This window comes from Lentimonas sp. CC4 (assembly GCF_902728235.1).
Classification (GTDB): Bacteria; Verrucomicrobiota; Verrucomicrobiia; order Opitutales; family Coraliomargaritaceae; genus Lentimonas.
Genome location: NZ_CACVBO010000001.1, coordinates 747,794 through 768,292, shown reverse-complemented (window position 1 = coordinate 768,292; position 20,499 = coordinate 747,794). Strand labels below are relative to the sequence as shown.

The following is a 20,499-nucleotide window of genomic DNA, read 5'->3' as shown; positions in this document are numbered from 1 at the left end:
TTAACCACAAAATATAAATAACTATGGCCACCCAGCAAATTAAGGGAAGCAAGCGCTATCGCCAATCAGCCGAAATGGTTGACTTGGAAAAGACCTACTCGGTCGAAGAAGCGTCTGCGTTACTAAACAAACTACCGAAGGCGAAGTTCGACGAAACAGTTGAGCTTTACGCACACCTTACGGTTGATCCTCGTAAGAGCGATCAAATGGTGCGCGGCACTCTCCAGCTTCCTCACGGTAGCGGTAAGACTGTTCGCGTTATCGTGTTCACCGAAAATCCTGAAGAAGCTCTTGCAGCTGGCGCAGACGAAGCCGGATTCGAAGATCTTATCGAGAAGGTAACCGGTGGATGGATCGACTTCGATGTCGCGATCTCAACAACTAGTGCCATGAAGAGCGTCCGTAAGGTAGCTCGCGTGCTTGGACCTCGTGGCCTTATGCCGAATCCAAAGTCTGGCACTGTTACCGACGATATCCCTGAAGGCATCAAGCTAGTCAAAGCTGGCCGCGTTGAATTCAAGATGGATAAGACTGCAAACGTCGCCGTCGTCGTGGGTAAGCGTTCTTTCACTCCTGAGCAAATCGTGGAAAATACAGAGGCTGCTATTAATGCCCTGAATGAAGCCCGCCCTCAGAGTGCTACTGGTAAGTTCATCAAGTCGCTCGCTTTGAGCTCGACTATGAGCCCAGGCATCAGCGTTGACGCTGCATCAGCTAACAAGAGCTAAGGGAGACTGACATCACATGAGACCAGAAAAACAATATCTCGTTGAAGAGGTGAATGAACACCTCAACAAGTCCGACTACGTTTACCTCGCTAATTACGAGCGTATTACAGTGGAAGAAATCGCAGAACTACGTGCTTCTCTTTCTGAGCATGGCGCTGAGTTCCACGTTATCAAAAACAGCATTTTCGGTGTCGCAGCCGCAGCTAAAGAACTCCCTGACCTCAGTGAGCACTTGACTGGACAAACTGCGATCATCGTCGGTGGTGATAATCCATCAGGCGTCGCTAAGATCATCGGTGAGTTCTTCAAGAAGAAGGACAAAGTCGAAGTCAAAGCCGGCATCTTGAATGAGAAAGCACTGACTGCAGAAGAAATCGCAGCCCTTGCGAAACTTCCAGGGCTCGAAGCACTTCGTGCACAGCTCCTCGGACTTCTTACACAGCCTGCGACCGGATTCGTCCGTATCCTCAACGCTGTTCCTCAAAGCCTACTCTTCGCTCTTCAGGCCAAGGCCGAAAAAGACGGCGAGTAATCTTCGAAACAATTCAATTCATTTTTGGCCGTCCATCCTTCGGGTGGGCGGCTATTTAAACAATAACCCAATAATCCGGTTAGGAGGAATCCACCTCTTAAATGTCCCAACACTTGGGATGCTAACCAATTGAAAGGTAAAACATCATGGCAGATATCACAAAAGAACAAGTAGTAGATTTCCTCTCCGCACTTACAGTGCTTGAAGTAGCAGATCTCGTTAAAGAACTCGAAGACAAGTGGGGCGTAAGCGCTGCTGCTCCTGTAGCCGTTGCTGCTGCTGGCGGTGCTGCTCCTGCAGAAGCTGCTGAAGAAAAGGACGAATTTGACGTCATCTTCGTAGCTCCAGGTGCTAACAAGATCGCTTCCATTAAGGAAGTTCGCGCTATCACAGGCCTCGGTCTGAAGGAAGCTAAGGACCTCGTAGAAGGTGCACCTAAGCCAGTCAAGGAAGGTGCTACTAAGGACGAAGCTGAAGAGATCAAGAAGAAGCTCGAAGCTGCAGGTGCTAAGGTTGAATTGAAGTAATCGGATACCCATCCAAGCTTATATTCAATAGCCCACAATTTTCACAGTTAGGTGAGCTCACCCAAATCGGGTGAGCTTCGCCTAACTGTTTTTGTCTTTTCGCCGATCTTAGATCGGCACATGCCAGTCACACACTCTTTTTTCACCGTCATCGGACATCCGCTCTATGTCAAAACGCATTAATTTCGGTCAACTCAAGGAAGTTATCCAGCCACCTAATCTGATTGAAAATCAGATCGATTCCTTCACGGAATTCCTACAGATGGACCTGGCTCCCACTCAACGTAAACAGGTGGGTCTCGAAGCCGTATTTTCCGAGGTCTTTCCTATTGAGAGTTATGACAGTCGCTGCCATCTCGAATATGTCAGCTACACTGCTACACCACCACGCGAAACTGAGATCGAAGCGATCCGCGAAGGTGTAACTTACTCTGTTTCTCTGTATGTCAAACTTCGCCTGCGCGAAGAGGACCACATCAAGGACGAGGAGATTTACATGGGCGAATTGCCAATGATCTCCGAGCGTGGCTCTTTTATCATTAACGGCGCCGAGCGCGTTATTGTTAGCCAGCTCCACCGTTCGCCTGGTATCGCTTTCGAAGAAAGCGTGCACACCAGCGGCAAGGTGCTTCATGCCTTCCGTATCATTCCAGACCGTGGCACATGGCTCGAAGTTCAGTTCGATCAGAACGATCTTCTCTATGTCTACCTCGACCGCCGTCGCCGTCGCCGTAAGTTCCTACTCACTACATTGCTCCGTGCAATGGGTTACGGTTCTGATGCAGACATCCTAAATCTTTTCTACGAGTTGGAAGAAATCACAGTGGCAGATGCCCTGAAGCGTGATTCTGTTTCCAATCTCGTGCTCACCGAAGACATCGTTGATGCGGATAAGGGCGTCGTGCTTGCACGTGCATTTGAGCCACTCACTAAAACGATCGTTCGCTCTTTCGAGAAGGCTGGCCTGCAGAAGGTTGTTACTATCGACACGACAGTTGACGATGGTGCGATCATTCGCTGCCTCAAGAAGGATCCGACTCAGAACGAAGAAGAAGCGCTTAAGGATATTTACAAGCGTCTTCGCCCGGGTGAGCCCCCCACAACAGCAAATGCCAAGGCATTGCTCAAGCGTCTCTTCCAAGATCCACGTCGTTACGACCTCGGTCGCGTAGGTCGTTACAAGCTCAATCAGAAGCTTGCGATGGACACGGATCTCGACTTCCGCGTGATCAGCGCAGAAGACGTCGTCGAAGCAACAAAGTATCTCACACGCCTGAAGCGTGGTGATGGTATGCTCGATGATATTGACCACTTGGGTAGCCGTCGTGTCCGCACAGTTGGTGAGCTTCTTGCGAACCAATGTCGTGTCGGTCTCGCTCGCACAGAGCGTCTGGTTAAAGAGCGTATGACGCTTTACGATCAGAGCGTTGACTCCATTTCTCCACAGAAGCTGATCAATCCTAAGGCTTTGAGCACTGTTATTCGCGATTTCTTCGCGCGTAGTCAGCTCTCTCAGTTCATGGACCAAATTAATCCGCTCGCTGAGCTCACACACAAACGTCGTCTGTCCGCTCTCGGACCCGGTGGTTTGAATCGTGAGCGTGCCGGTTTCGAGGTGCGTGACGTTCACCCGTCTCACTACGGTCGTATTTGCCCGATTGAAACTCCGGAAGGCCCGAATATTGGTCTGATCAACTCGCTTTCACTTTACTCAACCATCAATGAATTCGGTTTCATTGAAACACCTTACCGTAAGGTAGTGAATGGTCACGTAACAGACGAAGTTGAATACTTGAACGCCGACCAAGAAGAGCCGCACATGATTGCGCAGGCGAATTCTGAACTCGACGAAAACAGTAATCTCATTGGTCGCGTTACTTGCCGTAACCGTGATGAGGTGCTCGAAATCGCACCTAAGGACGTTAACTATATGGACGTGTCTCCAAAGCAGCTGATCTCGGTTGCTGCGGGTATCATTCCGTTCCTCGAGCACGATGATGCGAATCGCGCGCTCATGGGATCGAATATGCAACGTCAAGGTGTGCCGCTCCTTCAAGCCGAAGCGCCCTTTGTTGGCACCGGTATTGAAAGCCGTGTCGCGCTTGACTCGAAGACAGTCGAGGTCGCTGACATCGACGGCATCATCGCGAGTGTGGATGCGAACCATATCGTTCTCACACACGACGGCGAAATTCCGAAGATGAAGGAATTGAAGACAGATGCCAAGAAGGGTGTCTATGTCTACAACTTCCGTAAGTTCATGCGTTCGAATGCCGGCACTTGCTTCAATCAGAAGCCAATCGTTGCCAAGGGCCAACCTGTCAAGAAGGGCGACGTCCTCGCGGATGGTGCTTCGACTGATAAGGGCGAACTTGCAATCGGTCGTAACATCCTTGTGGCGTTCATGCCATGGAATGGTTATAACTTCGAGGATGCTATCCTCATCTCCGAGAAGATCGTAAAGGACGACATCTTCACCTCGATCCACGTGAGCGAGTTTGAAGTGACCGCTCGTGATACGAAGCTCGGACCAGAAGAAATTACACGTGATATCCCTAATGTCGGTGAAGAGGCTCTTAAGGACCTCAACCACGACGGTGTGATCCGCGTCGGTGCGGAAGTCAAACCTGGCGATATCCTCGTCGGTAAGATCACTCCTAAGTCTGAAACAGAACTTGCTCCGGAAGAAAAATTGCTACGTGCGATTTTCGGTGAGAAGGCAGCTGACGTGAAGGATACTTCACTCGTCGTGCCATCGGGCGTTCGCGGCATCATCATGGATGTTAAGGTCTCGGCTCGCGTTGATGGTGAGCCAGAAGAGCTTTCCGCTTCCGATCGTCGTCGTCAGAAAAAGAAGATCAACGAAGAGTATCGCTCGCAGAGTGATAAACTCCGTGAAGATCTCACTGAGGCACTTTCTAACATCCTCTTGGGTGAAAAGATTCCACTCGACGTCAAGAACGGCGACACGGATGAAATCATCATCCCTGCGAATCGTAAGATCACTAAGACATTGCTTCGCCGTTTGGCAGCTGTCTCCAAGCACATCGAAATCGATCCGTCACCGGTGAAGATCAAGATCATGGAGATCGTCAGCAACTACCAAGGTAAGTTCGACGAGCTCGACTATGATCGTGAGCGCAAGGTCGAAGGTATCGACTCTGGTGAAGATTCAGATCAAGGCGTCGTCAAGAGTGTTAAGGTCTACATCGCCAAAAAGCAGAAGATGCAGGTCGGTGATAAGATGGCTGGTCGTCACGGTAATAAGGGTGTGGTCGCTAAGGTCGTTCCTGAAGAAGACATGCCGCACCTTCCAGATGGCACTCCAATTGAGATTTGCTTGAATCCACTCGGCGTTCCTTCTCGTATGAACGTTGGACAGGTTCTCGAGACGCACCTTGGTTGGGCTTGTAAGAAGCTCGGCATCACAGTTGCGACTCCAGTGTTCGACGGTATCAGCGAAGCACGTGTTCGTGAGTATCTCGCTGAAGCAGGTCTCCCAACAACAGGTAAAAGCATTCTTTATGATGGTCAGACTGGCGAGCCATTGGCTCAAGAGGTCGTGGTTGGCTACATGTATATGTTGAAGCTTAATCACCTTGTTGCATCGAAGATTCACGCTCGTGCGGTTGGTCCTTACTCGCTCATCACCCAGCAGCCGCTCGGTGGTAAGGCGCAGTATGGTGGTCAGCGTTTCGGGGAGATGGAAGTTTGGGCTCTTGAGGCCTATGGTGCTGCATACACATTGCAGGAGCTTCTCACTGTTAAATCCGATGATGTTGCCGGACGCACACGCATCTATGAATCACTCGTTAAGGGTGACAATAGCTTGCAAGCGGGCACGCCTCAATCGTTCAACGTTTTGATGAAGGAAATTCAGAGTCTCTGTCTTGATGTTCGTCTTAGCTCTGAAGGGAAGTTCGCTTCCAGCACCGTCCTTGACGCACAGGCATAGGGGTATCGTTTAAACGCAAATTTCAAAAAAGGTTTTTATTAATGAGCACTGAAGTAGCACGCGACATCCTTGGCTATGAAGCCACCAAGTCCTTCGACCAGGTCGGCATTTCTGTCGCTTCCCCGGACGCCATTCGTGAATGGTCCCGCGGTGAGGTCAAGAATCCCGAAACAATTAACTACCGCACATTCAAGCCGGAGCCAGGTGGTCTTTTCTGCCAACGTATCTTCGGCCCTGTGCGTGACTACGAGTGCGCTTGTGGCAAATACAAGCGTATCAAATATAAGGGTGTGATCTGCGACCGTTGTGGTGTCGAAGTGACCGTGTCTCGCGTTCGTCGCGACCGCATGGGCCACATCGAACTCGCCGTTCCTGTCTCTCACATCTGGTTCTTGAAGAGCATGCCGAGTCGTCTCGGTCTTCTACTCGACATCACTGCACGTAACCTTGAGCGCGTCATCTATTACGAGAACTATCTCGTGATCGATCCGGGCAAGACTCCACTCGAAGAGCGTCAGCTCCTCACTGAGCAGGAGTATCTGCAAGCTCAAGACGAGTATGGCGAAGATTCCTTCGTTGCTCGCATGGGTGCAGCTGCGGTTCGCGATGCGCTTTCACGCGTTGAGCTTGAGTCGACTGTTGCTGAGCTCCACGAGCAAATGCACGCCACTCGCTCGAAGCAGATCAAGAAGAAGCTCTCCAAGCGCTTGAAGACCATTCAAGGCTTCATGGAATCTGGCACACGTCCAGAGTGGATGGTGCTCGAAGTGCTTCCAGTGATTCCACCAGATCTTCGTCCGCTCGTTCCACTGGAAGGTGGCCGTTTCGCGACATCCGATTTGAACGACCTCTACCGTCGTGTGATCAACCGTAACAACCGTCTGCGTAACCTTCTCTCGCTGAAGACTCCAGACGTGATCATTCACAATGAGAAGCGCATGCTGCAGGAAGCTGTGGACGCGCTCTTCGATAATGGTCGTCACGGTCGTGCGGTCACTGGTGCTGGTAACCGTCCGCTTAAGTCCCTCTCCGATATGTTGAAGGGTAAGCAAGGTCGCTTCCGTCAGAATCTTCTCGGTAAGCGCGTCGATTACTCCGGTCGTTCGGTGATTGTTTCTGGTCCTTCTCTTAAGTTGAGCCAGTGTGGCTTGCCTAAGAAAATGGCACTCGTTCTTTTCGAGCCATTCATCATCCGTCGCCTCAAAGAGCTCGGCTTCGTGCACACCGTTCGTGGTGCGCGTAAGATGATCGAAAAGCAATCTCCAGAAGTTTGGGATATTCTTGAAGAAGTCACTAAGGGGCACCCGGTTCTATTGAATCGTGCACCTACGCTTCACCGTCTTTCCATTCAGGCCTTCGAGCCTGTGTTGATTGAAGGCGATGCGATCCGTGTTCACCCACTCGTTTGCACAGCTTACAACGCTGACTTCGATGGTGACCAAATGGCGGTTCACGTGCCTCTATCGCTCGAAGCGGTGATGGAAGCAAAGACCCTCATGATGGCGACGCACAATATCTTCTCGCCTTCCAGTGGTAATCCAATTCTGACACCGTCGCAGGATATCGTTCTCGGTTCCTACTTCCTGACCCTGGATCCACCAAAGAAGCCTGTCGAAGGTAAGCGTCTCTCGATGCTTGTTAATACCGACGAGGTTGAAACTGCTGTTGCTGATGGTGCGTTCAAGGATCACGATTGGATCAACTACATCAATCCTGACTTCGGTAAGGAAGAGACCCCTTATGGTAACACAGAGAAGAAGGTTATCCGCACCACTATCGGTCGCGTGATCTTCAATACGATCTGGCCAAATGAGCTCGGTTTCATTAACTTCCCAGTTCCTAAGAGCAAGCTAGGTGATCTGATTCTTCAAACTTACAAGACTGTCGGCAAGGCTCGCACCGTTGAGACGCTGGACATTCTAAAGGATGTAGGCTTTAAGGTTGCGACGCGTGCGGGTGTCTCCATCGGTATCGATGACATGATCATCCCGCCGGCGAAAACTGCAATTGTTGCAGCGTCTCGTGCGAAGATCGACGAAGTCGAAGGTCAATACAACAAGGGTATCATCACCGAGGGTGAGCGTTACAATAAGATCATTGATATCTGGACTGGTTGCACTGACGAAATCGCCAAGGCGGTATTCCATGAGTTGAAGACCAATGGTGGTAAAGACTCAGTCAATCCAGTTTACTTGATGATGGATTCCGGTGCTCGTGGTAACAAGCAGCAGGTTCGTCAGCTTTGCGGAACTCGTGGTTTGATGGCTAAGCCGTCCGGTGAAATTATCGAACGTCCGATTCTTTCCTCGTTCCGTGAAGGTCTCTCCGTTCTCGAATACTTCATCTCCACTCACGGTGCTCGTAAGGGTCTAGCCGATACCGCTCTTAAGACTGCGGATGCTGGTTACCTGACTCGTAAGCTCTGTGACGTCGCTATGGACTGCATCATCGAAGAATACGATGACGGCAACCGTGATGGTGTTTGGAAGCATGCGATTTATGAAGGTGACGACGAAATCGTCTCTCTTTACGACCGTATCGTTGGCCGTTGCTCTTCGAATGATATTAAGAACCCACTCAATCCTGATGAGATCCTCGTCAAGAATGGTGAGCTCATCACAGAAGACGCTGCGAAGCAGATCGAAGATCTAGGCATCGAGCGCGTGAAGGTTCTGTCTTCACTCACAACGCGCAAGAAGGTCGGTATCACTGCACTGGAATACGGCATCAATCCGGCGACGAACGCCATGGTTGAGCGTGGTTCTGCTGTTGGTATTATCGCTGCTCAGTCGATTGGTGAGCCGGGCACTCAGCTTACAATGCGAACATTCCACATTGGTGGTATCGCGTCTGGTGTTCTCAAGAATCCTGAAATCAAGATCCGCACAGGTGGTAAGGTTAAATACCGTGGCCTCCGTATCGTGCAGACTGCTGACGGCGCTAACATTGTTCTTAATAAGACTGGTTCCGTCCAGATTCTTGATGAGGATGATCGCGAAGTCGAAGTTTACAAGATCGTCGTTGGTTCGGTTCTGACACGTGATGATGGTGCAATGATTGAGCAGGGCGATATCCTCGCCATGTGGGATCCGCACAATATTCCAATTCTCTCCGAGAAGGCTGGTCGTATCGGCTTCCACGAAATGATCCCTGGGGTCACCGTGAAGCGCGAGCTCGATGAGTCCACTGGGCGTATCGCGACTGTCGTGATCGAGCACAAGGAAGATCTGAATCCGCAAGTCGAAATTATTGACGACGCTGGTAAGGTGATCGCTACCTATGCGATTCCAACTGGTGCGCAGGTCGCCGTTAATGAAGACGACGAAATCGCACCGGGCACCATGCTCGCGAAGACTCCACGTCAGGCGTCGAAGACGCAGGACATTACCGGTGGTCTACCGCGTGTTGCTGAGCTCTTCGAAGCGCGCCGTCCGAAGGAAGCCGCAGAAATGGCTAAGATCGACGGTATCGTATCACTTGACGGCACGGTCCGTGGTAAGAAGAAGCTCCTTGTGACTGATCCGGAAACAGATCAAGAAGAGGCGCACCTCATTCCGCACGGTAAGCACATCGTCGTTCAGGTAGGTGATTTGGTCCATCGTGGCCAGAACCTCACTGAAGGTGGTGCTGATCCGCACGAAGTGCTCGACATTCTCGGACCATCGGCTGTTCAGGATTACCTGATCGCTGAGATTCAGAAGGTCTATCGCCTCCAGGGTGTTACCATTAATGATAAGCACATCGAGGTGATCATCTCGCAGATGCTCAAGAAGGTTCGTATCACTGATCCAGGTGACTCTGACTTCTTCTGGGGCGAGCAAGTTGACCGCTTCATGTTCATGAGCGCCAATGATCATATCGAAGATGCTGGTGGTATGCCTGCAGAAGGTGAGCCAGTGCTCCTCGGTATTACTAAGGCGTCACTTGAGACAGAGTCCTTTATCTCTGCCGCGTCCTTCCAGGAAACCACTCGTGTTCTCACTGACGCCTCTACATTGGGCAAGGTTGATAACCTCAAGGGCTTCAAGGAAAACGTCATCATGGGTCACTTGATTCCAGCAGGCACCGGCCTACCAGTTTACCGTAACCTCCGTATCGATACGCTCGGTGCTGAATCCGTTAAATTGTCACCCGAAGAAGCTGCAAAGCTTGTCGAAGGTGTGTCGATCCCAACACCAGAGCCAACTGAAGAAGCAGCCACTGCGACTCCTGAGGCCGCGACTGAAACAGAAGAAGCACCCGCCGAAACCGCCGAGGCTCCTGCCGACGCCGAAGAAGCTAGCTAACCCGTTTCAATCTTTTACAGAGGCGAGCGGATCTTGATTCGCTCGCCTCTTTTTATCACTCACAAATTCAATCTTAGATTATCGCGATTTTGACGCCGAAAAAAATGCAAGAATAATCCTTGCACAGCTTTTTCAAAACGCTACTTTCGCCGTCTTTCTCAAAATCCAGCGATTCATATTTTCAATGCCTACAATTAATCAACTCGTCCGCAATCCGCGTATTGTGCAGAAGGAGAAGACGAAGTCACCAGCACTTCGCGCTAATCCATTCCGCCGCGGCGTCTGTGTCCAGGTCATGACACGCACACCTAAAAAGCCGAATTCCGCTATCCGTAAGGTGGCAAAGGTTCGTCTTACTAATGGAATCGAAGTCATCGCTTACATTCCCGATGAAGGTCATAACCTGCAGGAGCACAGTATCGTTCTTGTTCGTGGTGGTCGTGTAAAGGACCTTCCTGGTGTTCGTTACCACATCGTTCGTGGCACACTTGACTGTGTTGGTGTTGAAAAGCGCCGCCGTAGCCGTTCCAAATACGGTGTCAAGAAGCCTAAGTCTTAAGGACGCGAATTAATCTTTAAACGTATTTTATTATGTCACGTCGTAGACAAGCCGTAAAACGCCCAATCATTCCTGACCCACGCTATAATAGCGAATTGGTCACCAATCTCGTTAACATGATCATGGAGCGCGGTAAGCGCACTGTGGCTCAGCGCATCGTATATAACGCTTTCGAGCGTGTAAGCGAAAAAATCGGCAAGGGTGATCCTGTTGATTTGGTAATGGGCGCACTCGAGAATGCACGTCCTAAACTTGAAGTGAAGAGCCGCCGCGTAGGTGGTGCTACATACCAAGTGCCGGTCGAAGTCTCTTTTGAGCGCCAGCAGAGCCTCGCCTTCCGTTGGATGGTAGCAGCTGCTCGCAAGCGCAAGGGCGTTCCTATGAACGAAGCACTTGCTGACGAAATCGTCGATGCCTACAATAACACTGGCGCGATCGTTAAGAAGAAGGAAGAAACTCACCGTATGGCTCAAGCAAACCGCGCGTTTGCTCACCTGCGCTGGTAGTTTCGGCTCCTGCTTCGCCCTCCTGTTCTTTTCCAGTCCATCTCAATGTCCGCTACTATGTCAGCCAGTGTAAACTCGTCGAAACGTAAGTTCCCTTTGGAGCATACGCGTAATATCGGCATAGTTGCACATATCGACGCGGGCAAGACGACTACGACCGAACGCATCCTCTTCTATGCAGGCGTCGTCCACAAAATGGGCGAAGTGCATGAGGGGAGCGCGGTCACGGATTGGATGGAGCAAGAACGCGAGCGTGGTATTACAATTACCTCAGCCGCAATCTCCTGTAACTGGACGAATCAGCACGGGCCTTATGCCGGGATTCGTAACCAGATCAATATTATCGACACCCCCGGGCACGTCGATTTTACAGCCGAAGTGGAACGTTCACTTCGTGTGTTAGACGGGGCGGTCGGCGTATTTTGCGCCGTCGCCGGCGTCCAACCACAGTCCGAAACGGTCTGGCGCCAAATGACAAAATACAATGTCCCGCGCATTGCATTCGTCAACAAGATGGACCGCACTGGTGCGGACTTCTTCGCAGCCATCGAAACGATGCGCGAACGCCTCGGTGCTAATGCACACCCGATCTTTATTCCGATCGGTGCAGAGGAAGATTTTAAAGGTGTCATCGATTTGGCCTCTTTGCAGGCGATCATTTATGATCCTGCAGATGAGTCTGGTATGACAGTCGAGGTGACTGATGTGCCTGCCGACTATGTCGATCAAGCTGCTGAGTATCGCGAAAAGCTCGTCGAAGCACTTGCTGATTTTGACGAAGCGCTCGCTGATAAATATCTCGAAGGTGAGGAACTCACTGCGGATGATATTCGTGCTGCGATTCGCACCGCGACCATTTCGATTGATTTCTGTGGAGTGATTCCAGGCAGTGCCTTCAAGAACAAGGGCGTTCAGTCCGTGCTTGAATCGGTTGTGAATTACCTGCCTTCGCCGCTGGATCTTCCGCCTATGGAGGGTGAAGACCGCAAGGGGCGTCCCGTTGAGATCAAGCCTGATGATAATGCAAAGCTGTCTGGTTTGGCATTTAAGCTGATGAACGACGGTTACGTCGGTAAGCTTGTATTTTTCCGTGTTTATTCCGGTTCCATTTCCAAAGGTTCCGTATTGCACAACCCGCGCACGGGTAAGGTGGAGCGCATCTCACGCCTGCTCGTGATGAAGGCGGATGCCCGCGAAGATATCGACACTGCATACTCGGGTGACATTTGTGCGCTCGTTGGTGCGCGCGACGTCGTAACAGGTGATACGCTGTGCACGAAGGGTTTTGATGTGCGCCTTGAGCCACCCACATTTCCAGAGCCAGTGATCTCGATGTCCATCGAGCCTAAGACCACTGCTGACCAGGAAAAGATGGCGCTCGGTCTCCAGCGTTTGTCAGAAGAAGATCCGACCTTTATCGTGAGTTCTGATGAAGAAACCGGCCAGACCTTGATTGCCGGGATGGGCGAGTTGCACCTCGAGATCATTAAAGATCGTCTCTTCCGTGAATTTAAAGTCGGAGCCGAAGCCGGTCGTCCGCAGATCGCATATCGCGAAACAATGACAGCCAATGCTGAAGGGGAGGGCAAGTTCGTCCGCCAGACCGGAGGTAAGGGGCAGTATGGGCACGTCCGTATTAAGGTCGAACCGCTAGGACGCGGCGAAGGCTTTGAGGTGGTTGATAAGACTACTGGTGGTGTCATTCCAAAAGAATTTATCAAACCAGCCATGGATGGTATCAAAGAGGCATCGTGCAATGGCACAGTTGCTGGCTATCCAGTGGTTGATTGCAAAGTCACACTTTTCGACGGTTCATTCCATGAAGTCGATTCCTCTGAAGTCGCGTTTAAGATGGCAGGTATTTTTGCCTTCCGTGATGCGATGGAAAAATCAGCACCCATCGTTTTGGAACCGCTGATGCATGTGGAAGTCGAAACCCCTGAAGATTATCAGGGCGACATCATGGGCGACTTGAATCGCCGCCGCGGGCAAATCCAAAATATCAATGCGAAGCCCTCGTTTATCTCAATTTCGGCCCTCGTTCCCCTGGTGGAAATGTTCGGCTATTCGACGATCATGCGTTCATTGAGCAAAGGCCGTGCTTCTTTTAGCATGGAGCCGGAGCGCTTTGAAGAAGTGCCGTCGAACATCGTTAATAAAATCTTAGAAACTTCCACGCGGGGTAGGTATTAGTCGTAGGCGTTCGTTGTAAAACGCCTGCTCAGAAGCTAGCACTCCCTTCGTTTTTAAAAATCACATAGCTAAAATCTCAAACAAATACAATATATGAGCTCACCACGTATCCGTATCCGCCTTAAAGGCTTCGACTATCGCGTTATCGACCAGTCTGCATCAGACATCGTTGAAACAGCAAAGCGCTCTGGCGCACGCGTCTCTGGCCCAGTGCCACTTCCAACTCACGTTGGAAAGTTGACTGTTAACCGTTCTCCTCACGTTAACAAAAAGTCCATGGACCAATTCGAAGTCCGCACACACAAGCGCCTCATCGACATCGTTGAGCCAACTGCAGCCACAGTGGACGAGCTCAAGAAGCTCAACCTCCCTGCAGGTGTTGATATCTCGATCAACGTTTAGTTGATCGTAGGGCTGAAGTCTGAGGACTGAGACCTGAAATTTACAAAAGCCCGCGCTCGCAAGAGTCGCGGGCTTTTTTGTGGATTAAGTTTGGGCTATACGCTGCTTCAGTGAGTCCTAAAGCGGTGTGGGCGAGGCAGGAGTGGATGAGTTCTGCCGAGTTGAATGCTGATTCTTGAGAACTGGTTGTGTGATCTGTTGAGTGGGGTGTCCGGTGCCTAGCATTCCATCGCCGCGAGCTCTAGATATTCGGGTCGCTTGTCTACGCGCTCTGGCTTAAAGTCTCTGATGATGCAGCCCTCGTTGAGTAGGAAGACGCCAGGCATTTGTAGGACGTCACCGACGACACCCTCGAGCTTTTTACCTGGTAAAAACTGGTTGCGAATCCCCGCGCTTAACATCCCGAACCACGAATCGGGGCGAATGAGCTGCCCTAGCGTGGTGCGCTCGAGTCCAAAGGCTTGGTAGAGTTTGCGCTCGGGGTCGCTGAAGCGCTCCACATCTTCTAGGTTGAAGAGTTCGAGTAAATACTCGGCCTGCTCCTCGGTGCCCATATGGACGATGGCGATCCTTGCGCCATTTGCTTCGATCTCTCCGCGGAGGCGACCGAGTTCTGCGAGGGACTCGCGGCAATAGATGCAGTTCAAGTGTCGTAAGAAGACCACCATGGTTGGATGCTCGTTGGAGAGCGAGTCCAAGTCCCAGCCATTACGCGAGACGACCTCCTTCAAAGCTTGTTGATAAGTAGGTTCGATTTGTTCTTCAGCTGAGATGACTTTCATGCCTATGGAACGGTGAGCGGCTGAAGTCCTTACAATAAAATGAGATAAGCCCTGTGATGTGTCATGCCTAATGGGTGCTTTGCGTTCTCATTCTGTCAGCGCGATCTCGTAGTGGGCGCCCTTGGCCGTGTCGAATTCGATGGAGCCGTCTGCATGTGTGCGAGCTGTGGCTGCCTTGCCATTGCTAGTGACTTCGGGTGCTTTGCTAGTGTTCAGTTGGAGTCGGCAAGTGCCGCCGCTGCGAGCATGCACGGATACCGCGGTGAGTTGGGCGTTCTTCCAATCAGCGGACAGCACAAAGTTGCCGCGTGCGACGAGTCCTTTATAGGAACCGTCGGCCCATGCGGTCGGAAGCGCGGGTAGGACCTCGATGAAGTCTTGTTGGCTTTGTAGGAGCATTTCTGAGATGCCAGCCATCACGCCGAAGTTACCGTCAATCTGGAAGGGGGGGTGTAGGGTCCAGAGGTTGGGCACGGTCTTGTTGGCGATGAACAGGCGGTAGACTTCGTGCGCGCGTTCGCCTTGTTTGAGGCGAGCATGGCAGTTCATGCGATGCGCCATTGCCCAGCCGGTGGTGAGGTCGCCGCGTAGCTCGAGCGTTGTCTTGGCGGCTTCGATCCATTCTGGCGTCGCGTCATTGATCAAGGATCCAGGGTAAAGGGCGCAGAGGTGGGAGATATGGCGATGGTTGGGCGTGCCGATCGATGAGTAGGTGGTCTCTTCGCGCCACTCTTTGATTTGGCCGGAGTCACCAATGATGATCGGATCGAGGCGTGGTAGCTGAGCCTCGAGTGTTTTTAGTAGTGGGTCGTTGTCTGCGAGCGTTGCAGCCATGTCGAGGGCGTCGGTGTGGTTTTCCCAGACGAAGCCTTGGTCGAAGGTGCAGCCTTCGGTGACATAGTGCTTGCCGTTTTCGGCGAGGTGCCCGGGCATGCCGACGAGTTGGGATTTGTTGCGGATTGGGTTTTCGGGCGACGCCGATGGTTTGACGAGCAAGTGGTCGCCACGCTCAACGAGTGTTTTCGAGAAGAAGCGGCTCATGCCCAGCACGGCAGGGTAGGCGACCTCTTCGAGATACTGCTCATCCATGGTGAATTCATAGTAGTCGACTAGCATCTTAGTGGTGAAACCGCCTGTGCCTGGCCCGGAGTGACCGCCGGGCTTGTTGATCTTATAGGGGGTCGCTCCCGTGCCGATGGTCCAGCCGTTGTCTGCAGTGTTCTCAGCGACGCGCTCGGGGTGGTGAGTTTCTAGAAAATGGCGCGCACCTTCTTGGGCCTGCACTTGGTAGGCCTTATAGTAGTTGATGTAGGCCTCGAAGGTTTCGGCCAAATTCACCGAGCAGGCGCCCCAGTAGTTCATTTGCACATTGATATTGTGCCAGTAGCCGCCGGTCCACGGTGTGATTTCATATTGGCTCCATGTGCCCTGTAGGCCTGCGGGGAGGGTCTTTTCGCGAGAGCTCGCTATTAATAAGTAGCGACCGTATTGGAACATGAGCTCTTCGAGGTAGGTGTCGAAGGTGCCGTCTTTGTAGGATTCGAGCAGTTCGTGTGTCGGTAGGGGCGAGACCTCTGAGTTGAGGTTGATTTGAACGCGGCCAAATAGATTGTGCGTGTCAGCTATGTGGCGCTCGCGTAGGGCTGTAGCTCCCTTTGCGCTGGCTTGATTGATGCGTGCGCTCACCTCGGCGTGAGGTGTCTTGTTGGGATCGAGCTTGTCGGAGCCATTCTGGGTGAAGAGTTTCTGGGAGAGCTCGTAGTTCGTGCCGGCTGCGATGATCAAAGTGACTGCATCGGCGTCCGCCACAATGAGCTGACCGTCTTTGGCGGTGAGCGTTCCACCGGTGTGGAGCGCTTTGATCTGTGCTTCGTAGTTGTTGTTTTCGAGTGGGAGGGTGCCAGCCAAGGTGATGGTGTCGCCCTTGGCTGTGACGGTGCCGGTCTTGCGATCAATGTCGCGCAGGCTGTCGAGGTAGGGGATCGTAGGGGCGAGTGTGAAGTTGAGGGCACCGGGCTTGTCGGCCTTTAGCGTGATGACCAATACATTGTCAGGGTAGCTAACAAAGTGTTCGCGGGTGTAGTGCGCACCTTCGGCCTTGTAGCTCACATGGGCGATGCTGTCATTGAGGTTGAGTGAGCGGCGGTAGTCGGTGACTTCGGCGTGGTCGAATTGTAAATAGATCTCGGCGAAGTTGGTTAGGCCTCCTAGTCCGTAGAGGCCTGCATTGAAGAGTGTCTTCTCGGTCAATTGAATGCGTTCCACGTCCGTGCGTCCGAAGATATTGGCGCCCATGTAGCCGTTGCCTATTGGATAGGACCATGACTCCCAGTCGGAATCAAAGGGGAAGGTGCCATTCGAGCGTTGCTCGGTTTCGGCTCCACGGTTGGGTGCGGGCGCGTTCTCCCAGAGTTCGTAGGTTCGCTCGGCCTGAAGCGATACTAGGCTAGTTAGAATGAGGCTGGCGATGAGGGGGAGGATGCGATGAATCATAGTGGCTCTATATATAAATCTATATTTAGGGGTTAGAGGTAAGGAGTCAGAAGTGAGTCTTTGGTCGTGAACCGCTGAGGATCAGGAATGCTGTCGCCAATTTGGCGAACTGCAGTAGCTACATGAGGCACTGATCATCAGCTCCTAATTTCGAACGACTGCCTTCTAGCTCCTCTCTTTGGGATAAGGGAGAGGCTGTATTTGTAATGGCTTGGGCAGTATATGCAAATGTTGAGATGAGTGACCTTTGGGCGCGTTGTATTGCATAAACGTATCGAGTGGCTTGTGGGTGGATCATTGAAGGTGCTCTTATGTTCATGTTTAATTTGACGTATGGAGGTGTCTGTGTTTGATTATGTAGCGTTCCAATCGTTGGAGCAGATTCATTCACAAGAGCATAATTAACGTAACTAAAAGGAAATATCATGAATCAGACGATACTCAGTGGAAACCTCACAGCCGAAATTGAAACTCGGGAAGTGGGCGAGCAGCACCTCAGCAAGTTCACGCTTGCTTGCAATGAAGGCGACCGTGTCGTCTTTCTTCCGGTTGAATGCTGGAATATGCCGCATCTGGCCGATTATTTGTCTAAGGGTTCCAAGGTGCTGGTTTCTGGCAGCTTGAAGCAGGATAATTGGGAGACGGAAGGTGGCGAGAAGCGCAGTCGGATACTATTGACCGGTTATAAGGTGGAGTTTCTTTCGCCGCAAGTGAAGGGGGGCTCGCAGTCGACTGCTTCGTCAGCTCGTCGACCGTCGAGGCAAGCGAGTCGCTCGGCAGCGGCTTGACGCGGATAGCTGGTTGAGGACAGGCATGAGGCCGCGCTCTTGGAGCGCGGCCTTATTTCCTTTAGGGGTTGAGGTCTGCGCGGTTCTGCAAATCGGTCAATTATGGGGGAGGATGTGTATTACTTGAAAAATAATTCATTTTTTAAGATTACGAGGTTGACGAGGGAGGCATAGTCCTCTTTTTTCCGTCGCTCGCTTCCCATCTGAGGCGATCAATCACATTTTATTTTAACCACTAACGCAGGTCTAGTAAACGGAGCATCCAGTTCCACCTGCCTATTAGTATTATGAACATAGCCCTACTTGGTAAAAAGATAGGTATGACTCAGGTATTCGACGATGCGAATCGTCTTATTCCTGTTACTGTCATCGAAGCAGGTCCTTGCCCGGTCACACAGGTCAAGACGACTGAAGTCGACGGATATGATGCCATTCAAATTGGTTTCCGTCAGCAAAAAGAGCACCGCCTTTCTAAGGCAGCTCTTGGACACTTCAAAAAAGCAGGTGTTGAGCCAGTTGCTGAACTCAGTGAGTTCCGCACCAATGGTGAAACCGATCTCAACCTTGGCGATACGCTGACTGTTGAGCGCTTTGAAGCAGGCCAGAAAATCGACGTAGTCGCAACATCCAAGGGACGTGGTTTCCAGGGTGTTGTTAAGCGTTACGGTTTCGCTGGTGGTCCTGCATCCCACGGTTCCATGTTCCACCGTCGTGGTGGTTCTTATGGTATGTGTCAGTGGCCCGGCCACGTTATTAAAGGTAAGAAGATGCCTGGTCACATGGGTGACGTTCAGCGCACTGTTCAAAACCTTGAAGTTGTTAAAGTGATTGCCGATAAGAATCTGATCCTTGTGAAGGGCAGCATTCCTGGCTCACGTGGTGGCCTTGTCACCGTCCGCACTGCGATTAAAACAAAAGCCTCTAAGGCGTAATCGAAGGGACATACTAAGATGAAACTTAACGTATACTCAGCTGACGGGACAAAGAGCGAAGAGAAGGAATTCTCAACGTTTCCCGCTTTCACCGACGACAAGGGCATTGCTGCTCTTCGTCAGGTAGTCATCGCTCATCAGGCGAATCTCCGCCAAGGCAATGCTTGCACAAAGACACGTTCGGAAGTTCGTGGCTCTGGTAAGAAGCTCTTCCGTCAAAAGGGAAGTGGCACAGCTCGCCAAGGCACACGTCGTGCACCGCACCAGCGTCATGGTGGTGTTGCTCACGGCCCGAAGCCTCGCGACTATTCGCAGAAAATTAACAGCAAGATGAAGGCGCTTGCTTTCCGTCGCGCTCTTTTCAATCGCGCAACTGAAGGCGGTCTTTCCGTCATCGAAGCGTTTGAAGTTAAAGAGGCTAAGACAAAGCTTTTCAATCAGGTGTTGACTGCAGTGCTTCCTAAGCGCGGCAAGGTTCTCATCATCGACGATGCTTTTGAAACAAACACTGCACTTGCTGCTCGTAACATCGATGGTCTGACCCTCGCTGAAGCTTGCAACTTGAGCACACTCGATGTTGTCCGCTACCGCCACATTATTGTGAGCGCTAAGGGCATCGACACTATCATCGCTCGTGCAAACGGAGGTCAGTAATGATTATTGCAAATACTATTCTACGCGAATTCCGCGTTACTGAGAAGGCTGCGAATCTCGCCGCTAACTTGAACCAATACACTTTCGAAGTGAACCCTCGCTCTAACCGCAAGGAAGTCGCTCGTGCAGTGGAGAAGGTATTCAATGTATCAGTAACCAACGTAAACATTCTTAACAGAAAGCCTAAAGCTAAGACAGACCGCTCTCGTGGTGGCCGTCCGGGCACTAAAGGCGGCCGCAAGTTGGCCATTGTTAGCCTTAAGGAAGGAGATAAGATCGAACTCGTCTAAGACGAAAGAGACCTAAATATCATGGCACTCGTAAAATCCAGACCTTTGACTCCAGGCACTCGTTTCCTCATCCGAAACAAGGCTGAAGTCTCCAAAAAGCAGCCTGAGCGTCAGCTCACTACTTACAATCACAAGAAGAAGGGTCGTAATTGCTACGGTCGTATCACTTCTCGTCGTCGTGGTGGTGGTCACAAGCGCGCATATCGTATCATCGACTTCCGTCGCGACAAGTTGGACATCCCAGCAAACGTGCAGGCAATCGAGTATGATCCAAATCGCTCGGCTAACATTGCTCTCCTTGCCTATGCAGATGGTGAAAAGCGTTACATCCTCGCACCTCGTGGTGTGAAGGCAGGTGACTCACTCATCAACGCAAGCCAACGCGTCGAGTTCTCTCCCGGTTACAGCATGCCGCTGGCAGTAATCCCGCCGGCTACTAAGATTCACGCAATCGAATTGCACCCAGGTCGTGGCGCTCAAATCGCCCGTTCTGCTGGTCAATCCGCTCAGCTTGTTTCGATCGATGGTGATCGTGCAGTCGTGAAGCTTCCTTCCGGTGAAATTCGTTTCCTCAACGCTCGTTGCCGTGCAACGATCGGTGAAGTCGGTAATCACGAGCATGGCAGCCAAAGCCTCGGTAAGGCTGGTCGTAATCGCTGGTTGGGCCGTCGCCCTCGCGTTCGTGGTGTTGCGATGAATCCTGTCGATCACCCTATGGGTGGTGGTGAAGGTAAGACTTCTGGTGGTGGTCACCCGCAGTCTCCTTGGGGCCAGCTCTCTAAGGGCTTCCCAACTCGTAAGAAGGCAAACCCAACAAACTCGCAGATTCTCGTTCGCCGTAACGGTCGTCAGCTCAAGAAAAAATAATAAAC

General features: G+C 51.6%; 16 protein-coding genes. 14 read left to right on the top strand and 2 right to left on the bottom strand.

The annotated features are described in order from the left end of the window. The first annotated feature begins 23 nt into the window (after positions 1-23). The 9 genes from rplA to rpsJ all read left to right on the top strand — a co-directional run bounded on the left by rplA (position 24) and on the right by rpsJ (position 13,688). On the top strand, positions 24-728 hold the full coding sequence (gene rplA / locus GZZ87_RS03380) for a 50S ribosomal protein L1 (RefSeq protein WP_162027366.1): 705 nt from the start codon (positions 24-26) through the stop codon (positions 726-728). 16 nt (positions 729-744) lie between these two features. Continuing rightward, positions 745-1,260: a 50S ribosomal protein L10 gene (gene rplJ / locus GZZ87_RS03375; RefSeq protein ID WP_162027365.1), complete on the top strand. Its 516-nt coding sequence runs from the start codon at positions 745-747 to the stop codon at positions 1,258-1,260. Positions 1,261-1,406: 146 nt separating this feature from the next. Further along, a complete protein-coding gene (gene rplL / locus GZZ87_RS03370) occupies positions 1,407-1,787 on the top strand; it encodes a 50S ribosomal protein L7/L12 (RefSeq protein ID WP_162027364.1) in 381 nt (126 codons plus the stop codon). Between the two features lie 166 nt (positions 1,788-1,953). After that, the gene (rpoB, locus tag GZZ87_RS03365; protein WP_162027363.1) at positions 1,954-5,742 is read left to right on the top strand and encodes a DNA-directed RNA polymerase subunit beta; all 3,789 of its coding nucleotides are present in this window, start codon (positions 1,954-1,956) and stop codon (positions 5,740-5,742) included. A gap of 41 nt (positions 5,743-5,783) precedes the next feature. Then, entirely contained in the window at positions 5,784-10,028 is a 4,245-nt protein-coding gene (rpoC, locus tag GZZ87_RS03360) for a DNA-directed RNA polymerase subunit beta' (RefSeq protein WP_162027362.1), read from the top strand. Positions 10,029-10,212: 184 nt separating this feature from the next. Beyond that, entirely contained in the window at positions 10,213-10,587 is a 375-nt protein-coding gene (gene rpsL / locus GZZ87_RS03355; protein WP_162027361.1) for a 30S ribosomal protein S12, read from the top strand. 32 nt (positions 10,588-10,619) lie between these two features. Beyond that, the gene (gene rpsG / locus GZZ87_RS03350) at positions 10,620-11,093 is read left to right on the top strand and encodes a 30S ribosomal protein S7 (RefSeq protein WP_162027360.1); all 474 of its coding nucleotides are present in this window, start codon (positions 10,620-10,622) and stop codon (positions 11,091-11,093) included. 57 nt (positions 11,094-11,150) lie between these two features. Next, on the top strand, positions 11,151-13,286 hold the full coding sequence (gene fusA, locus GZZ87_RS03345) for an elongation factor G (RefSeq protein ID WP_244648055.1): 2,136 nt from the start codon (positions 11,151-11,153) through the stop codon (positions 13,284-13,286). Between the two features lie 93 nt (positions 13,287-13,379). Then, positions 13,380-13,688, top strand: coding sequence for a 30S ribosomal protein S10 (gene rpsJ, locus GZZ87_RS03340; RefSeq protein ID WP_162027358.1), 309 nt, complete (start codon positions 13,380-13,382; stop codon positions 13,686-13,688). A 218-nt stretch (positions 13,689-13,906) separates the two neighbouring features. Here the strand turns inward: rpsJ and GZZ87_RS03335 are convergent, their stop codons facing one another. Both GZZ87_RS03335 and GZZ87_RS03330 read right to left on the bottom strand, forming a co-directional pair. Further along, a complete protein-coding gene (locus GZZ87_RS03335) occupies positions 13,907-14,470 on the bottom strand; it encodes a peroxiredoxin-like family protein (protein WP_162027357.1) in 564 nt (187 codons plus the stop codon). An 87-nt stretch (positions 14,471-14,557) separates the two neighbouring features. After that, complete coding sequence (locus tag GZZ87_RS03330; RefSeq protein WP_162027356.1) at positions 14,558-16,963, bottom strand: glycoside hydrolase family 95 protein; 2,406 nt, start codon at positions 16,961-16,963, stop codon at positions 14,558-14,560. 425 nt (positions 16,964-17,388) lie between these two features. Here GZZ87_RS03330 and GZZ87_RS03325 point away from each other — a divergent pair, with 425 nt between their 5' ends. The 5 genes from GZZ87_RS03325 to rplB all read left to right on the top strand — a co-directional run bounded on the left by GZZ87_RS03325 (position 17,389) and on the right by rplB (position 20,494). After that, a complete protein-coding gene (locus tag GZZ87_RS03325) occupies positions 17,389-17,751 on the top strand; it encodes a single-stranded DNA-binding protein (RefSeq protein ID WP_162027355.1) in 363 nt (120 codons plus the stop codon). A 287-nt stretch (positions 17,752-18,038) separates the two neighbouring features. After that, positions 18,039-18,683, top strand: a complete 645-nt coding sequence (rplC, locus tag GZZ87_RS03320) for a 50S ribosomal protein L3 (RefSeq protein ID WP_162027354.1) — start codon at positions 18,039-18,041, stop codon at positions 18,681-18,683. Positions 18,684-18,701: 18 nt separating this feature from the next. After that, positions 18,702-19,337 carry a 50S ribosomal protein L4 gene (rplD, locus tag GZZ87_RS03315; RefSeq protein ID WP_162027353.1) on the top strand — a complete coding sequence of 212 codons (636 nt, stop codon included), beginning with the start codon at positions 18,702-18,704 and terminating at the stop codon, positions 19,335-19,337. Further along, positions 19,337-19,627 carry a 50S ribosomal protein L23 gene (gene rplW / locus GZZ87_RS03310; RefSeq protein ID WP_178092106.1) on the top strand — a complete coding sequence of 97 codons (291 nt, stop codon included), beginning with the start codon at positions 19,337-19,339 and terminating at the stop codon, positions 19,625-19,627. The genes rplD and rplW overlap by 1 nt, the downstream gene beginning before the upstream one ends. 21 nt (positions 19,628-19,648) lie before the next feature. Then, positions 19,649-20,494: a 50S ribosomal protein L2 gene (gene rplB, locus GZZ87_RS03305; RefSeq protein WP_162027352.1), complete on the top strand. Its 846-nt coding sequence runs from the start codon at positions 19,649-19,651 to the stop codon at positions 20,492-20,494. Positions 20,495-20,499 lie beyond the last annotated feature (5 nt).

What these genes read in the sequence shown, in the direction of transcription:
- rpsJ (WP_162027358.1), top strand. Translation starts at nt 13,380, where the DNA reads ATGAGCTCACCACGTATCCGTATCCGCCTTAAAGGCTTCGACTATCGC.
- rpoC (WP_162027362.1), top strand. Translation starts at nt 5,784, where the DNA reads ATGAGCACTGAAGTAGCACGCGACATCCTTGGCTATGAAGCCACCAAG.
- rplB (WP_162027352.1), top strand. Translation starts at nt 19,649, where the DNA reads ATGGCACTCGTAAAATCCAGACCTTTGACTCCAGGCACTCGTTTCCTC.
- GZZ87_RS03330 (WP_162027356.1), bottom strand. Translation starts at nt 16,963, where the DNA reads ATGATTCATCGCATCCTCCCCCTCATCGCCAGCCTCATTCTAACTAGC.
- rpsG (WP_162027360.1), top strand. Translation starts at nt 10,620, where the DNA reads ATGTCACGTCGTAGACAAGCCGTAAAACGCCCAATCATTCCTGACCCA.
- GZZ87_RS03325 (WP_162027355.1), top strand. Translation starts at nt 17,389, where the DNA reads ATGAATCAGACGATACTCAGTGGAAACCTCACAGCCGAAATTGAAACT.
- GZZ87_RS03335 (WP_162027357.1), bottom strand. Translation starts at nt 14,470, where the DNA reads ATGAAAGTCATCTCAGCTGAAGAACAAATCGAACCTACTTATCAACAA.
- rplL (WP_162027364.1), top strand. Translation starts at nt 1,407, where the DNA reads ATGGCAGATATCACAAAAGAACAAGTAGTAGATTTCCTCTCCGCACTT.
- rpoB (WP_162027363.1), top strand. Translation starts at nt 1,954, where the DNA reads ATGTCAAAACGCATTAATTTCGGTCAACTCAAGGAAGTTATCCAGCCA.
- rplJ (WP_162027365.1), top strand. Translation starts at nt 745, where the DNA reads ATGAGACCAGAAAAACAATATCTCGTTGAAGAGGTGAATGAACACCTC.
- rplA (WP_162027366.1), top strand. Translation starts at nt 24, where the DNA reads ATGGCCACCCAGCAAATTAAGGGAAGCAAGCGCTATCGCCAATCAGCC.
- rplC (WP_162027354.1), top strand. Translation starts at nt 18,039, where the DNA reads ATGAACATAGCCCTACTTGGTAAAAAGATAGGTATGACTCAGGTATTC.
- fusA (WP_244648055.1), top strand. Translation starts at nt 11,151, where the DNA reads ATGTCAGCCAGTGTAAACTCGTCGAAACGTAAGTTCCCTTTGGAGCAT.
- rpsL (WP_162027361.1), top strand. Translation starts at nt 10,213, where the DNA reads ATGCCTACAATTAATCAACTCGTCCGCAATCCGCGTATTGTGCAGAAG.
- rplW (WP_178092106.1), top strand. Translation starts at nt 19,337, where the DNA reads ATGATTATTGCAAATACTATTCTACGCGAATTCCGCGTTACTGAGAAG.
- rplD (WP_162027353.1), top strand. Translation starts at nt 18,702, where the DNA reads ATGAAACTTAACGTATACTCAGCTGACGGGACAAAGAGCGAAGAGAAG.